Genomic DNA, 16858 nt, shown 5'->3' with positions numbered 1-16858 from the left:
GTGGTCCGTCAGTATCGACCGGACAGCAGGGATCCCGCTCGGGGAACGTGCGTGTCGAGACCGAGCGCTCGGAGCATCTGCCAGGTCGTGGCGACTGCTGCCGTGATCACGGGCTTGCCGATGGCGTCCTCCACCTCCTGCACTGCCTCGAGAGACGGCATCTGCACGCACGCCGACAACACCACCACATCGGCCTCGGAGTGGTCGAGCCCGGTGACGATGTCGATCAGAGCGCGCGGATCACGCGCCGCGACCTCGAGGTTGTCCGGGATCTCGAGAGCGATGTAGTCGAGGACTCGAATGCCCTCGTTCTCGATATACGCGACGACCTCTCGGGTCAGCGGCTCCATGTAGGGCGCGATGAGCGCGGTCTTCTTGGCACCGAGCGCGCGCAACGCCTCGACGAGGGCACCCGCGCTGGTGACCACGGGCGTCGGGACTCCGTGGTCCGCGGCGACTTTCTCGAGCTTGGTGCGGGAGACCTCGTGGTAACCGCTGCCGCGGCTCATGATCGCGACCAGGCACGCGTACCCCATGACGTCGACGCGGGCGTCCACGAGTTCGACCGCACACCGCCCGGAATCGTCGTCCATTGCCGCGAGCTGCTCCTTGGTCACCTGGGTCATCCGCATCCGGCTGGAGTGGAAGGTGAAGCGCTCGGGCCGGACAGCTTCGCGAGCGCGGAGCATGGCGGGGATCTCGGTCTCCATCGTCACGTTGGAGCTGGGCACGATCTGTCCGATGCGATAGGTGGTCGTCATGTCGATAGTCCTCGGGGAGAGTGTGATTCGTGGGTCTCGGACTTACCTGGCGTCAGACGGCGACGACGGGGTTGGTAAGGGTGCCGATGCGATCGATCGTCAGCACGACGTTGTCACCCGGCTGCAGGAACTGCGGCGGCGTCTGGGCAGCGCCGACGCCTTCCGCGCTTCCGGTGGCGATGACGTCCCCGGGCTCGAGTGTCACGCCGGAACTGATGTCCGCGATCAACTCGGCGATGGAGAACAGCATGTGGCGCGTGTTCGACTTCTGCTTCTGCTCGCCGTTGACCGTCAGACTGAAATCCAGATTCTGCGCATCGCCGATCTCGTCCGCCGTCACGATCCACGGGCCGAACGGCGCGTAGCTGTCCTGCCCCTTGGAGAAGAACCACTGGCCCGACCGCCGCTGATCGCGAGCACTGATGTCGTTGACGATGGAGTACCCGAACACGTAGCCGAGTGCGTCGTCCACCGAGACTCGGCTGGCTCGCCGTCCGATCACGACCGCGAGTTCGCACTCCCAATCCAGTTGCGCAGTCAGTTCCGCGTCGTGCCGGATAGGTTCGCCGTGACCGATGACCGCCGTGCTCGGCTTCGAGAACAGCACCGGCCGAGTCGGCTTGTCCTTGTCGGTATCGAGAGTTCTCGACGACTCGGCGACGTGCGCAACATAGTTGAGACCGACGCCCACGACCTTGCCGGGGCGGATGGGTGCCGTGAGAGTGACGTCGTCGAGATCCGCCATGGCGTTCGCGGGATACTCTGCCGCGTCGACGATCCCCTGGAGCCTCCCGAGCGCTTCGGCGTCACCGATCAGTTCGAGCACGGTGTCGGGCATGTCGTGGTCGCCGGCAGCGGCCACGGTGGCGACATCGAGCACGCGGTCGTCGCCGATCAGAACGCCGGCTCGGGGGGCGTCGTCACCGATTCGATAGGTCAGAAGTTTCACGTCACTACTCTCGTCGAGGCATGGTGGCATGGCCGATCGCTTCGAGAGTGACCGACGAACCGTGGTGTGGAAGTGGTCAGAAGTCCAGGAACTGCTGACCGCTGTTGGCGTCGTAAATTTCCTCGGTGTAGAGGTCCAGTGCCTTCACCGTGGGAAAGTCGTTGAATTGGAACAGAACTGCGTCGTCGGTCGCGCTCGCGTTGTGGTGCTCGTGCCATGCCCACGACGGGACGACGAAAATGTCCTTCTCGGTCCAGTCGAATCGCTGTCCCTGGATGATCGAGTGACCGGTGCCCTTGGCGACGGTGTAGACGACGTTTCCGGTGTGGCGGTGCGACTTTCCTTCGAATCCGGGGTCGAGCAGCTGGATCTGCGCTCCCATCGTCGGCATCACCGACTTACCCGTCACGGGGTTGACGAATTCGAGCGCGTGCCCGTCGATGGGGCTGCCCTCGCCGACCTTCGCCAGATTCAGCAGGGACTCGTACGACTTGTCCCACGGGTAGGCGAACAACGGTGAGTAGCTACGCGACCACTTCGGCGCATGAACGGGCCGCAGGGTGCCGGCGCCGTAGCGCAGCAGCGAGGTGTTGATCTGCTTGCCCGGCACCTGATGGAGGTCCGGGTGTACCGCGTAGAAGTTGGTGTCCAACGCGTTGGTCAGCGGGATGTCCAGTCCGTCCTGCCAGATCACCGGATCGGTGCCCGATTCGTTGCCGTGCTCGTGCCACGTGCCGCGCGGAGTGATAGCGAAATCCCGTGGACCGACCTTCAACTTGTCTCCGTCGACGATGGTCCACGCGCCGTCACCCTCCTGGACGAACCGCAATGCCGACGCCGCGTGACGATGAGCGGTCATCGACTCGCCGGGGTTCATGATCTGCAAGCCGGTGTAGAGCAGGCCCGCAGCCGCAGCGATGTGCCGCAAACCCGGGTTGGCCATGTAGATGACCCGGCGGCCGGCGTCGTCTCCGGTGACCAACCTGGCCGCCTCGAGCAGCTTGGGTCGCAGCGCATCGTAGGACCAGAGCATGGGTATGCCCTTCGGCTGCGGGAACCAGGGCTCGATGTCGTTGGCGACGGTCCACAGTGCGCCCGCCTCGTGTTCTTCGAGGCTGTCGTAGAACCGCTGCAGCTCGTCGGTCTGCTGCACGCGAGCGCGCCCGATCTGGTCGTCGGCGAGTGCATCGTCGTCTACTCGTGCATCGTTGGTCGTCATCCGATCGGTCTCCTGTCGTGCTTCACTGGTGATGTGTTGTCGGCGCTCGCGTCGTTGCCCTCGCGACCACCGGTCGCCGTGCCGACGATCCCGTTGTCCGACCGTCGCGGACCATCGGCGCGGCCGCTGTGGATCGACACCGCACTCCTGACGCGGGTGTCGACCCTCAAGTCGAAGATGTCGAAGCGGTTGTAGTGCCCGATGATGTCGTGCATCTGCTTGGGCTGTATGCATTTCGCGAGGTCGATGTCCGCGTAGACGATCCCTTCGTCGTCGATGAGCGGTTCGGTCATCAATCGCCCGTCCGGTCCGAAGATGCCGCTGAAAGCGCTGTGCGGACGGGTCAGCATCGTCCGAGCGGCATCGTCGACACCGGCGACGGCGTCGACGATCTCACGGGAGATGGTCGAGCATGCGACGACGTTGAATACCTTTCCCTCGAAGGCGTGGGCGGCGGATCGGGTCTTGATGGCCTCGACCATGTCGTAGTCCGCCGGTGCAGTCGGCAGTGCGATGTAGCCGGCGACGTGCACCATCTCGCCTTGGGCCAGCAGCGCGAACCGAGCCAGTGTGTTCGTGTTCTCCCCACAGGCGAGCACCCCGAGCGGACCCACCGCCGTGTCGTGCACCTGGAGCGAACTGCCGTCACCCTGACCCCACGTCAGCTTCTCCGCCCAGGTGGGCACCAGCTTGCGATGCACGCCGAGCACCGTGCCGTCGTCCGAGATGGTCAACGTGGTGTTGTACAGCGTGCCGACACCCACGGCGGCACGCTCGTTGATGCCGATGACCACGGTGGCGTGGACATCCCTGGCTGCTGCGCAGAGGGCGGAGACCTCAGGTCCGTCGAGTTTGACCGACGCTCGGTAGAGCTTCTCGAACCACGGACTGCCCTGGATGGGCGTCATGGTCCAGTTCCAGTACGGATAACCGGCCACGAAGACCTCGGGAAAAGCGACGAGAGTGGCGCCGTTGTCGGCCGCCTCGCGAATCAGCATGCACGCCTTGTCGACGGTTGCGGCCGGATCGAGGAAGGCCGGCGCCGCTTGCACTGCCGCAGCTCGAAAGCGAGGAAATTCGTCCTCGCCTGTGCGGCGAGCTGCGCTGTGGTCGCTCACGTTATCTCCCATCCTGTCTACTTTCCTACTATATGATCAAATCATAGCAGCTGTTGTCGGAGTGTCAATTGCGTCGAAGGACGGGCGGGCCGAGGTCATAGGATTTGATGAAGTTGTTCGATAAACACGGACGACTTAGGATTCGATGGTGCCGACGCGCACAACGCGCTGCTCGGGTGGCAGAAAATTGTGAGGTTTCACTGTGAGCAAGCACGGGCTGAGTGCCCCCGAACGGACGACGACGACCGATCAGGCGCGTGAGGCAATTCTGCGGGCGATTCTCGACGGTCGAATCCCGTCCGGAAGCCCCCTTCGACTGCAGCAGCTCGCTGACGACCTCGGTATGTCGATGATGCCCATCCGAGAAGCCATCAGGCACCTGGAGGCCACGGGTATCATCGAGGTCGAGCGGCACCGCGGAGCGCGGGTCCGACCGCTGTCCGACGACGATCTCGCCGACACCTACTTCACGCGGATCATGCTCGAGGGGACCCTGGTTCGACAGGCTGCGTTCTCGGTCGACGACACCGTGGCGAGCGACGCGATGCAGGCTCTCGACGCCCAACAGCTGGCGCTCCAACTCGGTGACCGAACCGCAGCACGCATCGCTCACGAGAAGTTTCACTTCACCATCTACCGCGCCGCGGACCTCAGCTGGCTGATGCGCTCGATCGGGCCTACCTGGCAGAACAGCGAACGCTACCGAGCCCACGCGCTGGCAGACGAGGCCGGCGTCGCCGTTCGGCGCACGGAACACGAGTCCATCCTCGCCGCCTGCGTGGCCAGGGACCCGGACCGCGCCGTCCATGCTCTGCAGGAACATCTGCTGGCAACCGTGCAAGGGATCGACCCTGCCATCGCCGATCGGATTCGGGAAAGGCTCGCCGTGCACGGCCGGTAGCGTCTCCGGCGACAGGAGGCTTCAGGGCTTCAGAAGTGGAACGACCTCTTCGGCAATGAGATTCATCATCTCCAGTTGCTCGTCGACCGTCGCGACGCTGAACATCAGAATGAGGTGGTCGATTCCGGCGTCGACATAGCTCTGAAGCTTCGCGGCTGCGGTCTCGACCCCGCCGATGATGTCGCTCTCGTGAAACGGGATTGCCGAGTTCGCCCGGAAAGGAGCGGCCGCTTCGCGGGCCTCCTCATCGGTCCGATACACCAGAGCGTGATGGCCCATGACCACTGTTTCGTGCTCCATCTTGCGGCCGAATTCGGTCGCGGCGATGTCGCGAGCCGTGTCCTGGATGTTCACCACGAGCTCGGGGGGGCCGTACGGCATCATGCCGTCGCAGTACTGGGCTGCCCGTCGAATTGCTTTGTCCGCCAGCGCGAACTCTCGGTCGTCACCTTCACCCACGAATCTCACGCCACCTCCGTACAGCAGCGGAATCTTGGCGGTCTTCGGGAAGAAGTACGCCTTCTCCACGCTCACGGTCTTGCCCTCGTAGCTGACTTCTCCGCCTTGCAGGAGCGAGTTGAGGCAGTCCAGGTATTCCTCGGTCATGGACACACGATTCTTCTTCGACCTGCCGGTCAGTGCGAAATCGCCCACGTAGTCACCCATGCCGCAGCCGATGACGAGGCGACCGTCGGACAGTGTCTGCAGGGTCAGCGCCTCCTTCGCGTAGACCCGAGGATCGCGGATCGGCACCGCCAGCACTGCCATCCCCAGCTTCACCCGTTCGGTGAGGCCGGCCAGGTAGCTGAGCGTCGTGTGACCTTCGTAGTAGTTCATCTCCGCGTTGTCGGCACGATCCTTCTGGTACGAAGGGCTGTGATTTGCGTGCGCCTCGCCGTAACTCAGGTGGTCGCCGACCCAGACCGACTCGTACCCGAGACGCTCCGCGGCCAGTGCCGTCTCCTTCAACGCGGGAAGAGTGGCGATGCGTCCTCGAGATGGTAAGAAAACTCCCAGCTTCATTGCGAAGCCCCCTGATTCGTGTGGTCTGTCGGATGGACTCTGCACATACGCGAGAGCCTCGCCGGTAGTCGTTAATATGATCAAATCATAGAGTATGAGATCGGCCTGTCCAGTGTTTCGCCACTTTCGTCAGGAAGGGCCCGCCATGACCGACGTTTCCGAGATCCCCGGCTGGCTCGCCACGCTCACCGAGTTGCTGTCGACCGCCGACGGTGTCGCAGACCTCGACGCTCGATTTCTCCAGTTCGGCCGGGACGTGGTCGGTGCGCCCTCCGTCGCTCTGTATTCGCTCAAGCCGCACTCGCTGTCCGTACAAGGCGTCGCGACCTACGGCGTCAGTGATTTCTTCCTCAGCCGCTACGAAGAACTCGGGCGCGATCTCGACCCGGTCCTGGCCCGTGTGCTCGAAACCAAGCTGGCAGCCGACAACCATGAGTTGATGAACGACGAGCAATGGCGTGCGAGCCCCCTGTATCGGCAAGTTCTCCACCTCCACAGCTTCGACTACATCCTCCAGATCCCGGTCCTGTGTGCCGGCGACATCGCGGGCATCGCCATCTTCGCCGGCACCGCTCGTTGGCAGGGGCGCGCACAGTTGCGCTCGGCCGCATCCGCCATCGGCCGCATCGTGGGAGCAGCCCTGACCACCCAACGCCGCATCGACTCCGCGGAGCGGCACAGAGATCAAGTCGTCCGTGCGCTCGATCTCGTGGACGAAGCCGTCGTGGTGACCGATGCCCGCACGGGACAGCGCCACCACAATCGACAGGCGACGACGCTGCTGGAGACGTTGGGTGTCACGCACTTCGACGACCTGCTCGCCGAACGCCCTCGGCAGGACGGCGTGACCACCGTCGATCTTCCCGTGTCGGAGTCGGATCGGGGTCAGCTGCGGCTGTCCGTCCACTCCGTTCTCGCCGACGACGATCCCACCACGACCATCACCATGCTCAGGCTGCACACGCACGGGCGATGCGACATTCCCGAGGTCTACTCGCACCTGCTGAGCCGACGTGAACTCGACGTCGCCACGCTGGTGGTGGACGGGCTGCACGACATCGACATCGCGCAGCGACTCTCCATCAGCCAACACACCGCGAAGCAGTACCTGAAGTCCGTCTATCGCAAGCTCGGGGTGGGCTCCCGTGTCGACCTGGTACGCCTCGTGTTCCTTCGGGCGCTGGAGGATTCCGGGGAGTGACGGCCATGACCACTGGGCGGTGACCGGGTCGCTGCTGTCGAGCGATGCCTGCCCGCCTGGCCGACTCCCTCGTTCGAGGGAGTGGATGCCGTACCCGTACGGGGCCTACCTGCCGGCGGGGACAGTAAATACGTTGACTCTCATGAGATTCGAATCACAGGTAGCGATCATCACCGGCGCCGGCAGCGGAATCGGCGCGGCGGTAGCCCGACGTCTCGCGGACGAAGGCGCCAAGCTGGTCCTGAACGACTTGCGCCGGTCGTACCTCGAAGAGTTGGTCGTCACTCTGCCCGGCGACGATCACATCATCGTCGAGGGCGACATCGCCCTGGAGTCGACGGCACAGGCACTGGCGGCGGCCGCCGTGGAGCGATGGAACCGCATCGACGTCCTCGTGACCAACGTCGGGCTGATGTTCTTCGGGGACGTCACCCAGACGAGCGTGGAGGACTGGGATCGCGTCATGGAAACGAACGTGCGCGGTCAGTTCCTGTCCTGCAAACACGTGCTGCCGACCATGATCGCCCAGCAGTCCGGATCCATCGTCAACGTGGCGTCGGTGTCCGCGTTCGTCGGACAGGAGTTCGAGAGCGAAACGGACGGCGCGCAAAGCTCTTTCGTCTACAACGCGTCCAAGGCCGCCGGTCGCCAGCTGGCGACCTCGTTGGCCACCCGGTACGCGCGAGACGGTATCCGAGTCAATTCGGTGGTTCCCGGCACCACTCGGACCAATCAACTTCGACACTTCGTTCCCGATATGTCACAGGAGGACGAGAACGACATCTGGCACGCGGGGGATGCGGTAATTCCCCTCGGACGTGTCGCGCGACCGGAGGAGATCGCCGCTGTCGCGGTGTTCCTCGCCTCGAACGAGGCCTCGTTCGTCACCGGTGCGGCGTGGGTCGCCGACGGTGGCTACCTCGCTCGCTGAGCGACTCGTGCACCGCCCACCAAGGGAGAAGTTCATGACCACAACCCACACCTCGCCGACACTGGCTGGTGATCGCCTTCGAACTGTGCTCGGCCACTTCGCAACCGGCGTCACGATCGTGACGGCACACGGTTGCGACGGCCCGGTCGGCATGGCGGCCAACTCGTTCACGTCGGTGTCCCTGGACCCACCACTGATCCTGTTGTGTCCCGGCCGAAACTCGTCGACGTGGCCGGCCATTCGCTCGGTCGGGCGGTTCTGCATCAACATCATGGGTCGCGAGAATGCGAGCGTCACACAACGCTTCAGCCAGAAGGGAATCGATCGGTTCGCCGACGTCGGCTGGATCGATCGGCCCACCGGCCCCGCGCTCGACAGCGCGATGGCGTGGATCGAGTGCGCCGTTCGAGACGAACACGATGCGGGCGATCACACCATCGTCGTGGCCGACGTTCTCGACGTCGATGCGTCGGAGGTGATGGACCCCCTCGTGTTCTTCCGCGGCAAGTACGGAACTTTCAGTGACATGCACGCCGAATAGCTCTCTCACACAACGTATCCCCCATACCACCAGGAACAGCGTCGAACCAAGGAGATCTCATGACCACGATGGACATCGAAGCCCCGGCCGCGATGGCAACCCACGACGAACTCGTCGAGCGGGCGAGGGCGCTGGCCCCGATCCTGCGCGAACGCGCCGTCCCCGCAGAACTGGACCGCAACGTCTCCGCCGAGACCATGGCGGACATCGTCGCCGCCGGCCTGGGGCGCGTGATGACCCCTCGAAAGTGGGGCGGGTACGAACTCGGTTTCGAGACCGTGAGCGACACCTGCCTGGAGCTGGCCAAAGGCTGCACCTCGTCTGCATGGCTCGCCTCGTTCCTCGGTGCCCACTCCTGGCTTCTGTCCCACTTCCCCGAGCAGGCACAGGCCGACGTCTGGTCCGACGGACCCGATGTCAGCATCGGCGGAATCTTCGCTCCGATGGGCAAGGCGAAAGCCGTCGACGGAGGCTACGTGCTCGACGGCCGTTGGCCGTGGAGCAGCGGCATCATCCACGACGAGTGGACCATCCTGGGGGCCTTCATCGAAGGCCAGACACCGCCCAAGCTCCACATGTTCCTGATCGCCCCGGGCGATTTCACGTGGGAGGACACGTGGCACAACGTCGGCCTGTCCGCGTCCGGCAGCCACGACACCGTCGTCGAGAATGCGTTCGTTCCCACCCACCGGGTCATGCCGTTCGAGTGGGCCCGTGACGGCGTCGGACCGGGCGTCGAGTCCCTCGGAAGCTCGCTGTACCAGGTTCCCCTGGCCCCCGGCTTCTCGTACAACGCCGCGTACGTCGCACTCGGCGCGGCCCGCGGCGCCTACGAGTACCTCCGGGAATGGACCAAGTCCCGCGCCTCCAGCGTGACCGGCGCCGGGGTTGCCGAGCATCCCTCCACACAGGCGGAACTCACGGAGACCGCAGTCGAACTCGACTCCGCCCAGCTGCTGCTCGAGCGCACCGGCCGTCGAATTTTGAATCCCGCCGCTCTGGATCTGAAGACGCGCGTCGAGTGCCGACGAGACAACGTCTACTCGGTCAAGGTGATCCTCTCTGCCCTCGATCGAATGCAGCGCATGGCCGGGGCGCGCGGAATGTACGTGAGCAACCCGATCCAGCGAGCATGGCGAGACGCCCATGCCATCGCCACCCATGTCGTCTTCAACTTCCAGACCGTCGGCGAGTTCTACGGTCGCCTCGAACTCGGCCTGGAACCGCCCACCCGTGACCCCTACTTCTGAGCCGACCACCTACACCGTCCACCCGATGAGAGAGGGATCAGAATGTCCACCCCCCCAGTCACATACGAGAAGGCTGCGACACCCACCGACCTGGTGCGCATCTACTCGCAGTACCTCAATGCAGGCGACGTCGAAGGGTTGATGTCGATGTACGACGACGATGCCACGTTCTCACCGGAGTTCGGGACTGTGGCACGAGGAACAGATGAGATCAGGGCAGTGGTGACCGCCATGGTCGATCCGCCACCGAGCGTGAAGTCGAACGTGACGTGGGTTCAACAGGTGGGTGACCACGCCCTCGTTCTCAACGACTACGCGATCACCGTAGTAGGGCCGGACGGAACTTCGGCCGAGACGACGGGTCGGAGCGCAGACGTGGCGCACCGCGGATCCGACGGCGGATGGCGGTTCTTCATCGACTGCGTCTGGGCCGGTTCCTGACAGCACATCCTCGCGGATTGTCACGAACGCCCCCTTCGGCCGGTCCTGTAACCGCCGCAGGGGGCGGCTGCAGGACCGGCCGAAGGGGTTGTCTGAGTCACGTGACGACGTAGTGCGAGATGCGTCCGTCGCGTAATCGGGGGATGCCGCAGCGCCGCGCGTGTTCGTGGCGTACCAGTTCAGGCATTCCATCGGCGTTGTAGAGAACCACGGAATGCCACGGCGTGGTCCACGCATCAGCATGGTCGAGCAGTCGAATCCCCAGCTTGTCCGCTCCGCGCGGTTGCGGGTGAATCGACAGACGCACGTGATTCGGAAGGTGCGCGGCGATCACCCGACCCCACCCTTGACTTCGCGACACGACGTGTCGCGCAGCGATCTTCGCTCGGCGATGTCGGTACGACCTGGTGTGGCCGTCACCGCTCGGAGCGTCCTCGGCCAGGAACTTGATCACCCCTCTGAGCTGCCGCGCGGCTGCCTCGTCGTGTCGGGCGCGTGCTCGAACGTCCTCGGGTCCGTCACACCAGGCGGTGTCGAGCAGTGTTCGTTTGTCCTCGAAGGTGCGACCCGGCCAGAGTGCGCCGAGATCGAACCACTCGAGATGGCCGAGGCGCTGGGCGTCGAGGAGTGCACGCAGGGCGGTGCCGTACTCGGTGATGGCGCCGTCGTCCACACCGATGTGGTCGGCGAAGACGTGACCGTCCGAGCAGATGGTCAGTGTCGCCCCCGGTTCGTAGATCTCGCCGATGCGCCGACACAGATCATCGAGCTCCATCAGGGCGAGACGTTCTCCTTCGTCGGGCAGAACTCCACACACCTTGTCCGGACTCGGCGACTTACAGGGAAAGGCGGGCAGCGTCATCCGAATGGGACGCTGCTGCAGAACGTGAGCCATGATCTGCGCGAACTGCGTCGACGCCTCGAGTGCTGCCGGAACCGCGGTCGGTGCCTCGCCGGGCACCGCGCGGCGGCGACCGAGAAGTATCTCGAGAATGTTCTCCGCCATCGTCACGTCGTCTCTCAGATGACGGGGAAGCGTGACGGTCATGCGCTCGCACTCCGTCGGCACGAGTAGTGCACCGGCAGCGCGGCGACAGCCCGGGTGATCGGTGAACTCGACCAGTCGAGGTCGTCTTTATGGTCGTAACCAGGCCTGAGCCCGTCCAGGCGAATGATCAATGCTGTCAACGCTTCCTGCAACTCGACGCGCGCCAGACCCGCTGCCGGGCACGCATGACGCCCGTATCCGAATGCGAGGTGCGGATTCGGCGATCGGTCGATGCGCACGTCGTGAGGACACTCGAAGACCTCGGGGTCCCGATTGGCCGCTCCCAGAGCCACTATGACCGAGTCACCGGCCGGCACCGCCACACCGTCGATGTGATCGTCCGCCTCGAGGAACCTCCACGTCGTCAGATTGAAGGCCGAATCGTGGCGGAGCAGCTCTTCGACGGCGGACGGTACGAGGTCGGGGTGGTTCCGAAGCTGCTGGAGAACGACCGGGCGTTCGAGCACTCCGACGAGGGCCAGTTCGAGTTGTGCGGCCACCGGATCCTGGCCGGCGGCGAACAGTTGAAAGATCATCGAGTCTCGTTCCTGCACAGTGATGATCGCTGCGTCGGCGGCGCGAACGATGTCGCCGAGCACGGTCTCGTCACGGGCCTCGCGTACCACGTCGTTTATGTAGTCCTGCAGTTCCACGAGGTTGTTCTCGAAGCGCTCTCGTCGCGGGTGTCCTGGCGGAACCGGAGCGACCACGGTCCGCCACTCGGGCTCGAATCGGTCCCGCAGATGATCCGGTAGCCCGATCGCGCGAGCGAGGGCGAGCATCGGCAGCGCCTCGGCGACGGCAGCGACCAGATCCACCGGTCGATCGTCGGCCGTCGCCGGCATCGCGTCGATCAAAGCATCGATGTCGGCTCTGATCGCATCGCGGTGGGCTTCGGATCGGCGTGCCGAGAGGTGGTCTGTGACCAGTGATCGCATCCGTGTGTGGTGCGGTTCGTCCCTGTGGAGCAGGTGCTTCTGCAGCCGGGATCGTTGCGGCTCGGGCATGATCGACGCCTTGGCCAGGAACTCGGAGTTCGCTCTGGCGTGGTCCTTCCCCAGTCTTTGGTCCGTCAGCGCGCGTCGTGCAGCGGCGTGTCCGGTGATCAGCCAGGCGTCGAGCGCCGGGAAGGAGACCGCGTGCACGGTCCCGGACGAGGTCAGGGTTGCGAACAGCGGATACGGGTCGGCGCGGTAGCGAGATCCGTCCAGCAGGGTGCGGTCTGTCATCGGGTGTCCTCTCGTGACGTGGTGCGATGGTGAGTTCGGTGGTGGGCAAGCAGGATGGCGGCGCACGCGGCGACCGCGGCGGCGACGGTGAGAGCGGGATTGGGTACGACGGGCGCCGTCCAGAGCGACGCCGCGACGAGAGGCCCGACGATGAAGCCTGTGGTTCTGGCGAGTTGCATGTGCGATGCCGCGATCGCGGCCCGTGCCGGAGCGACCGAGGACATCACCCATGCCTGCGCAGGGCCTCCGTAGAGCCCCATGCCTACCCCGACCAGCGCCAATCGCCATGCCAGCTCGCCGATGCTCCAGTCGCCGCGGTGCAGGACCATCGCGACGAGTCCGACAGTCACCGCCGCAACCCCGATCACGACGAGTCGAGACGGTCCGATGCGATCGGCGAGCATGCCCGCGACGAGACCGACCGCAGCCATGGCGGCCGCCTGGACGATGATGACCATCGCTGCGTCGGTGGCGGACCCGCCTGCCGCTTGCAGGGCGATCGACACCCCTAGCGGGACCACGGATGCAGCACTCGCGACCAGACCCACAGCCAGCACGATGTGTTTCGTCGGTGTCTCGTCCTCCGGCCGGCCACCGTCGCTCCGCGGCGGTCGGCCACGTGCCCCGGCGAGCGACCCCGGCGGCGTCCGCGCGAGAATCCACCCGGCGGCGACACACGCCGGAATCTTGAGGAGCAGCGCGGACTGCCAACCGAAATTGTCGATGAGCGGACCGGCCAGAACCGGGCCCATCACGATCCCGAGTGACCCGAGTCCTGTGGTCACGCTCAGGGCACGAGCTCGACGCTGCGGGGACACCGCTCCCGTCGACAGCAGCGGCATGCAGACGAACAGAACCGCCGCCGCCGCACCCTGCAGCGTTCGCCACGCCGTGGTCCACACGATGCCGATCTCGTCGCCGGGCGCGAACGCGGCGAGCACTCCGGTGGCGGCGAAGAGAGTCAGTGCGCCGAGGACAGTGCGGCGCGCGTCGTGCGCGGCGAGGAAACGCCCGGCCGGAATCAGGCAGATCGTCAGCATCGCCTGATATCCGATGATGGCGATCTGCGCGACCGTTGTCGTCGTCCCCGTGTGTCGAGCGATCGCCGGCAGAGCGAGATTCAACGCGGACATCTCCATCATCGCCGTGAACGAGAGAATCCCGGCAGCGACGACGACGATCCAACGGTCACCGCTACGGACGATCGGGCTCGCCGTCATGTCGCTTCGCTCAGGTAGTCCACCGAGATCTGCACGCCTCCGGTGAGCGGATGTCTTCCGATTGCCGCACGCACGCCGAACACGTCTCGGAGCAGCGCACCGGTCAGGACCGCCGAGGGCGGACCTGACGCCACGATGGCGCCCTTCGACAACACGTGCACCTCGTCGCACACCGCAGCGGCGACGCCGAGATCGTGCAGCGTGATCAGGCAGGTGCAGCCCGTGCGCTCGAGCAACGCCAGCATCTGCACCTGGTGCGCGAGGTCGAGGTGATTGGTCGGCTCGTCGAGCACGAACACCCCGGCCCCCTGAGCGAAGCATCGAGCCAGCAGCGCTCTCTGCTTCTCCCCGCCGGACAACGACTGGAAGGTCCTGGCTGCGAGATCCTCGATCTCCACATCGGCGAGAGCTCGATCGATCACCGCGCGGTCCTCCGACGACTCGCGGCGGAAGCTCGACTGGTGCGGGATCCGGCCGAGCGCGACGACGTCACGTACGGTCGCACCCGGTGCGCCCTCTCGTTCCTGCGGTACCGCGGCGACGAGGCGGGCCGACGCCTCGGTGGACATGGCCGACAGGTCGCGATCACCGACGACGATGCGCCCGTGCGTCGGTGACACGTGGCGGTAGACCGTGCGGAGCAGGGTCGACTTGCCGCTGCCGTTGGGTCCGATGATCCCGGTGATGCACCCTGCCCGAGCGAGGACGGAGACATCGGAGACGATGTCGTTGCCGGACAGTCGAACCGACAACTTCTCGATCGACAGCGGCACGGGCGGTGGTCCGGTGTCGGTCATGGGCGGCCGGTCCGTGTCATGAGAAGTACGAGCAGGACCGGGCCTCCGAGCGCGGCGGTGACCACGTTCACGGGCAGTTCCTGATGAACTAGACGCGCTGCGACACGGCACGACAGATCGACGAACACCATCAGCGTCGCCCCGACCAGAGCCGCGGCGGGAAGCAGCCGGCGATGGTCGACGCCGACGACGAAGCGGCACAGGTGAGGGACGAGCAACCCGATGAATCCGATCGCTCCCGACACGGCGACGATGACCCCCGTCATCAGGCTTACGACGACGAACACCTCCCGGCGGACACGGAGCACGGAGATGCCCAGAGAGGACGCGGTCTCGTCGCCGAGCGCGAGAGCATTGAGGTGGCGGGCACGGCCGTAGAGCACTGCCGCGCCGAGTGCGACCCCGATGACGGTGACAGGTAGCTGCGACCAGGTGGCCCCGCCGAGCGAGCCCATCAGCCAGAACAGGACACTGCGGGTCTGCGCCTGGTCGTCGGTCTGCAGCACCATGAAACTGGTGATCGCGGTGAGGATCTGGCCGACGGTGACTCCGGTCAGGACGAGTCGGGTGGGCCCGAAGGCTCCGCCGATGCCGCCCGCGGCTCTGGTCACCGACCACACGACCGCGAGGGCGATAAGAGCACCGAGGAACGCCGCAACGGGAAGGACCACCGCGGATCCGATGATGCCGGCGAGCGTCCCGACGACGCCACCCCCGAACACCAACACCCACACGGCACCGACGGAGGCTCCCGAGGAGATACCGAGGAGGTACGGATCCGCGAGATCGTTGCGCACCAGCGCCTGCACGGCGACCCCGACCGTCCCGAGGCCGGCACCCACGACGACGGCGAGGATGGGGCGCGGGATGCGCACCTGCCACACGATGAGATCGATCGTGCCGGGGGCGAAGGGTGTACCGAGCAGACCTCCTCGAACGGTCGACCACACGGTCGACACGGGAACCGACGTCGATCCGTAGCTCACCGCCAGTGTGAATCCCGCGACGAGCAGGACCGTGGTGGCGCCGGTGAGCAGCGCGGCACCGCGGTCACGAACCATCGACGGCGTTCGCGATGGTCGCCACGGCGGCCGCGTTGGCGATGCCGGGGAGCGTGGTCTCCTCCGCACCCAGGTCGATGAAACTTTGCTCGCGGACGGCGCGAAGGTCACGCGCTCGCGGATCGCTGCGGAGAGTCTCGAGCGCTGCAGCGTACGCGGCGGACTGCTCCGCGGCGGATGCCTTGTTCCTGACAGCGATCTGGATGAAATCCGGGTCGGCGGCGATGACGTCTTCCCAGGACACCGGACGCATGCTCGTCGCGTCATCGGTGAATGCGTTACGCGCACCGGCGAGTTCGTAGATGGCGTTCGCGATCTGCTTACCGCCGACCGTGGTCATCCCCTGCGTGGTGTGGTCCGGCGAGTAGTAGAACACCGTCGGTCGGTCGGCCCGCGGTGGATGCGCGACGGCGACCTCGGCGATCGTGTCCTTCATGTCGGCCACGAGGTCGGCTGCGGGGGCAGATGCGTCGAGGATCGCGCCGATGCTCTCGATGTCGCGGTAGACGGCGTCCAGGTCCGTGCGGGCGCCCTGGAGTGTCGCTGCGCAGGCACTCGACGACAGCACGACGTGTCGCATATCGGCGGCGGTCATCTCCTCCTCGGACAATCCGTCTCCCCCCATCATCTGCATCGACCCGAAGGCGTCGATGTACGCCTGCGCTCCGGTGGTGAGCAGAACCTCCTTGGGAATGCCGCCGGTCGACAACACGGGAACCGTCTCCGCGGCCTCGCGGACGTCGTCCGGGAGCGTGGACACTCCGGACGCCCACCCGGTTCCGGCGACACTGTCCGCCCGCCCCAGACGGATCACCAGCTCGAGTGCGGCCAGATTGGCTGTCACCACCGTCGCCGGTGGCCCGTCGAACGTGGTGGGCTCACCGGCACAGTCCGCCACCGTGACGGGGAAAGGCGCGGGCCGGACGGCACCTCCGTCCGCCGTCGGATCGGGTGCGTCCACGGTCCGTGTGCACGCGGACGCCACCAGGGCCACAGCGACGAGCGCCGTCGAGAAGGTACGAGTGTTCATGCCTCGGTAGTCGGCTGTGGGCGCGGTCGGGTTCCCCTCCGTCGGGAATTCGTCCGGACGAGTGCGGTTGTGGTGCATCGGTTTCGGCTTCGAGAGCGCGGTCGTCGAGTCGAACCGGGACTGTCGGGAACTTTCGGT

Annotated in this window: 17 protein-coding genes; 6 read left to right on the top strand and 11 right to left on the bottom strand. The window is 65.5% G+C overall.

Going from position 1 to position 16858, the window contains the following annotated elements; genetic code table 11:
- Nucleotides 1-8: 8 nt before the first annotated feature.
- From ASG64_RS20795 to ASG64_RS20780, 4 genes are all read right to left on the bottom strand, one after another.
- Nucleotides 9-761 carry a maleate cis-trans isomerase family protein gene (locus ASG64_RS20795; protein WP_056076155.1) on the bottom strand — a complete coding sequence of 251 codons (753 nt, stop codon included), beginning with the start codon at nucleotides 759-761 and terminating at the stop codon, nucleotides 9-11.
- A gap of 52 nt (nucleotides 762-813) precedes the next feature.
- On the bottom strand, nucleotides 814-1710 hold the full coding sequence (locus ASG64_RS20790; RefSeq protein WP_056076152.1) for a fumarylacetoacetate hydrolase family protein: 897 nt from the start codon (nucleotides 1708-1710) through the stop codon (nucleotides 814-816).
- A gap of 76 nt (nucleotides 1711-1786) precedes the next feature.
- A complete protein-coding gene (locus ASG64_RS20785) occupies nucleotides 1787-2929 on the bottom strand; it encodes a cupin domain-containing protein (RefSeq protein ID WP_056076149.1) in 1143 nt (380 codons plus the stop codon).
- Nucleotides 2926-4047 (bottom strand): carbon-nitrogen hydrolase family protein, encoded by a 1122-nt coding sequence (locus ASG64_RS20780; protein ID WP_235579666.1) that lies wholly within the window; start codon nucleotides 4045-4047, stop codon nucleotides 2926-2928. Before ASG64_RS20780 ends, ASG64_RS20785 begins: the two co-directional genes overlap by 4 nt.
- Nucleotides 4048-4249: 202 nt before the next feature.
- Between ASG64_RS20780 and ASG64_RS20775 the strand changes: the two genes are divergently transcribed.
- Nucleotides 4250-4948: a GntR family transcriptional regulator gene (locus tag ASG64_RS20775; RefSeq protein WP_056076146.1), complete on the top strand. Its 699-nt coding sequence runs from the start codon at nucleotides 4250-4252 to the stop codon at nucleotides 4946-4948.
- 21 nt (nucleotides 4949-4969) lie between these two features.
- On the opposite strand, the gene ASG64_RS20770 is transcribed toward ASG64_RS20775, so the two are convergent.
- Nucleotides 4970-5971: an LLM class flavin-dependent oxidoreductase gene (locus ASG64_RS20770; protein ID WP_082518628.1), complete on the bottom strand. Its 1002-nt coding sequence runs from the start codon at nucleotides 5969-5971 to the stop codon at nucleotides 4970-4972.
- Nucleotides 5972-6116: 145 nt separating this feature from the next.
- Between ASG64_RS20770 and ASG64_RS20765 the strand changes: the two genes are divergently transcribed.
- The 5 genes from ASG64_RS20765 to ASG64_RS20745 all read left to right on the top strand — a co-directional run bounded on the left by ASG64_RS20765 (nucleotide 6117) and on the right by ASG64_RS20745 (nucleotide 10335).
- Nucleotides 6117-7172: a helix-turn-helix transcriptional regulator gene (locus tag ASG64_RS20765; RefSeq protein WP_056076140.1), complete on the top strand. Its 1056-nt coding sequence runs from the start codon at nucleotides 6117-6119 to the stop codon at nucleotides 7170-7172.
- 142 nt (nucleotides 7173-7314) lie between these two features.
- On the top strand, nucleotides 7315-8103 hold the full coding sequence (locus tag ASG64_RS20760) for an SDR family NAD(P)-dependent oxidoreductase (RefSeq protein ID WP_056076138.1): 789 nt from the start codon (nucleotides 7315-7317) through the stop codon (nucleotides 8101-8103).
- Nucleotides 8104-8137: 34 nt separating this feature from the next.
- Nucleotides 8138-8644 (top strand): flavin reductase family protein, encoded by a 507-nt coding sequence (locus ASG64_RS20755; RefSeq protein ID WP_056076137.1) that lies wholly within the window; start codon nucleotides 8138-8140, stop codon nucleotides 8642-8644.
- A gap of 59 nt (nucleotides 8645-8703) precedes the next feature.
- Complete coding sequence (locus ASG64_RS20750) at nucleotides 8704-9894, top strand: acyl-CoA dehydrogenase family protein (RefSeq protein WP_056076134.1); 1191 nt, start codon at nucleotides 8704-8706, stop codon at nucleotides 9892-9894.
- Between the two features lie 42 nt (nucleotides 9895-9936).
- A complete protein-coding gene (locus tag ASG64_RS20745; protein WP_056076131.1) occupies nucleotides 9937-10335 on the top strand; it encodes a YybH family protein in 399 nt (132 codons plus the stop codon).
- A gap of 97 nt (nucleotides 10336-10432) precedes the next feature.
- Here ASG64_RS20745 and ASG64_RS20740 read toward each other — a convergent pair whose 3' ends face one another.
- Genes ASG64_RS20740 through ASG64_RS20715 form a run of 6 tightly spaced genes read right to left on the bottom strand, consistent with a single transcriptional unit; the run spans nucleotide 10433 to nucleotide 16720 of the window.
- Nucleotides 10433-11383 carry an isocyanide synthase family protein gene (locus ASG64_RS20740; RefSeq protein WP_056076128.1) on the bottom strand — a complete coding sequence of 317 codons (951 nt, stop codon included), beginning with the start codon at nucleotides 11381-11383 and terminating at the stop codon, nucleotides 10433-10435.
- Nucleotides 11380-12612: a cytochrome P450 gene (locus ASG64_RS20735; RefSeq protein WP_056076125.1), complete on the bottom strand. Its 1233-nt coding sequence runs from the start codon at nucleotides 12610-12612 to the stop codon at nucleotides 11380-11382. The genes ASG64_RS20740 and ASG64_RS20735 overlap by 4 nt, the downstream gene beginning before the upstream one ends.
- Nucleotides 12609-13832, bottom strand: a complete 1224-nt coding sequence (locus ASG64_RS20730) for an MFS transporter (protein ID WP_056076122.1) — start codon at nucleotides 13830-13832, stop codon at nucleotides 12609-12611. The genes ASG64_RS20735 and ASG64_RS20730 overlap by 4 nt, the downstream gene beginning before the upstream one ends.
- Nucleotides 13829-14629 carry an ABC transporter ATP-binding protein gene (locus ASG64_RS20725; protein ID WP_200933511.1) on the bottom strand — a complete coding sequence of 267 codons (801 nt, stop codon included), beginning with the start codon at nucleotides 14627-14629 and terminating at the stop codon, nucleotides 13829-13831. Before ASG64_RS20725 ends, ASG64_RS20730 begins: the two co-directional genes overlap by 4 nt.
- Entirely contained in the window at nucleotides 14626-15690 is a 1065-nt protein-coding gene (locus ASG64_RS20720; protein ID WP_056076119.1) for a FecCD family ABC transporter permease, read from the bottom strand. The genes ASG64_RS20725 and ASG64_RS20720 overlap by 4 nt, the downstream gene beginning before the upstream one ends.
- A complete protein-coding gene (locus tag ASG64_RS20715) occupies nucleotides 15680-16720 on the bottom strand; it encodes an ABC transporter substrate-binding protein (protein WP_056076425.1) in 1041 nt (346 codons plus the stop codon). The genes ASG64_RS20720 and ASG64_RS20715 overlap by 11 nt, the downstream gene beginning before the upstream one ends.
- Between the last annotated feature and the right edge of the window lie 138 nt (nucleotides 16721-16858).

The sequence above is a fragment of the Rhodococcus sp. Leaf247 genome (assembly GCF_001426185.1).
Classification (GTDB): Bacteria; Actinomycetota; Actinomycetes; order Mycobacteriales; family Mycobacteriaceae; genus Rhodococcoides.
The sequence above is the reverse complement of the archived record's forward strand: the minus strand, read 5'-3'. Positions and strand labels throughout refer to the sequence as shown.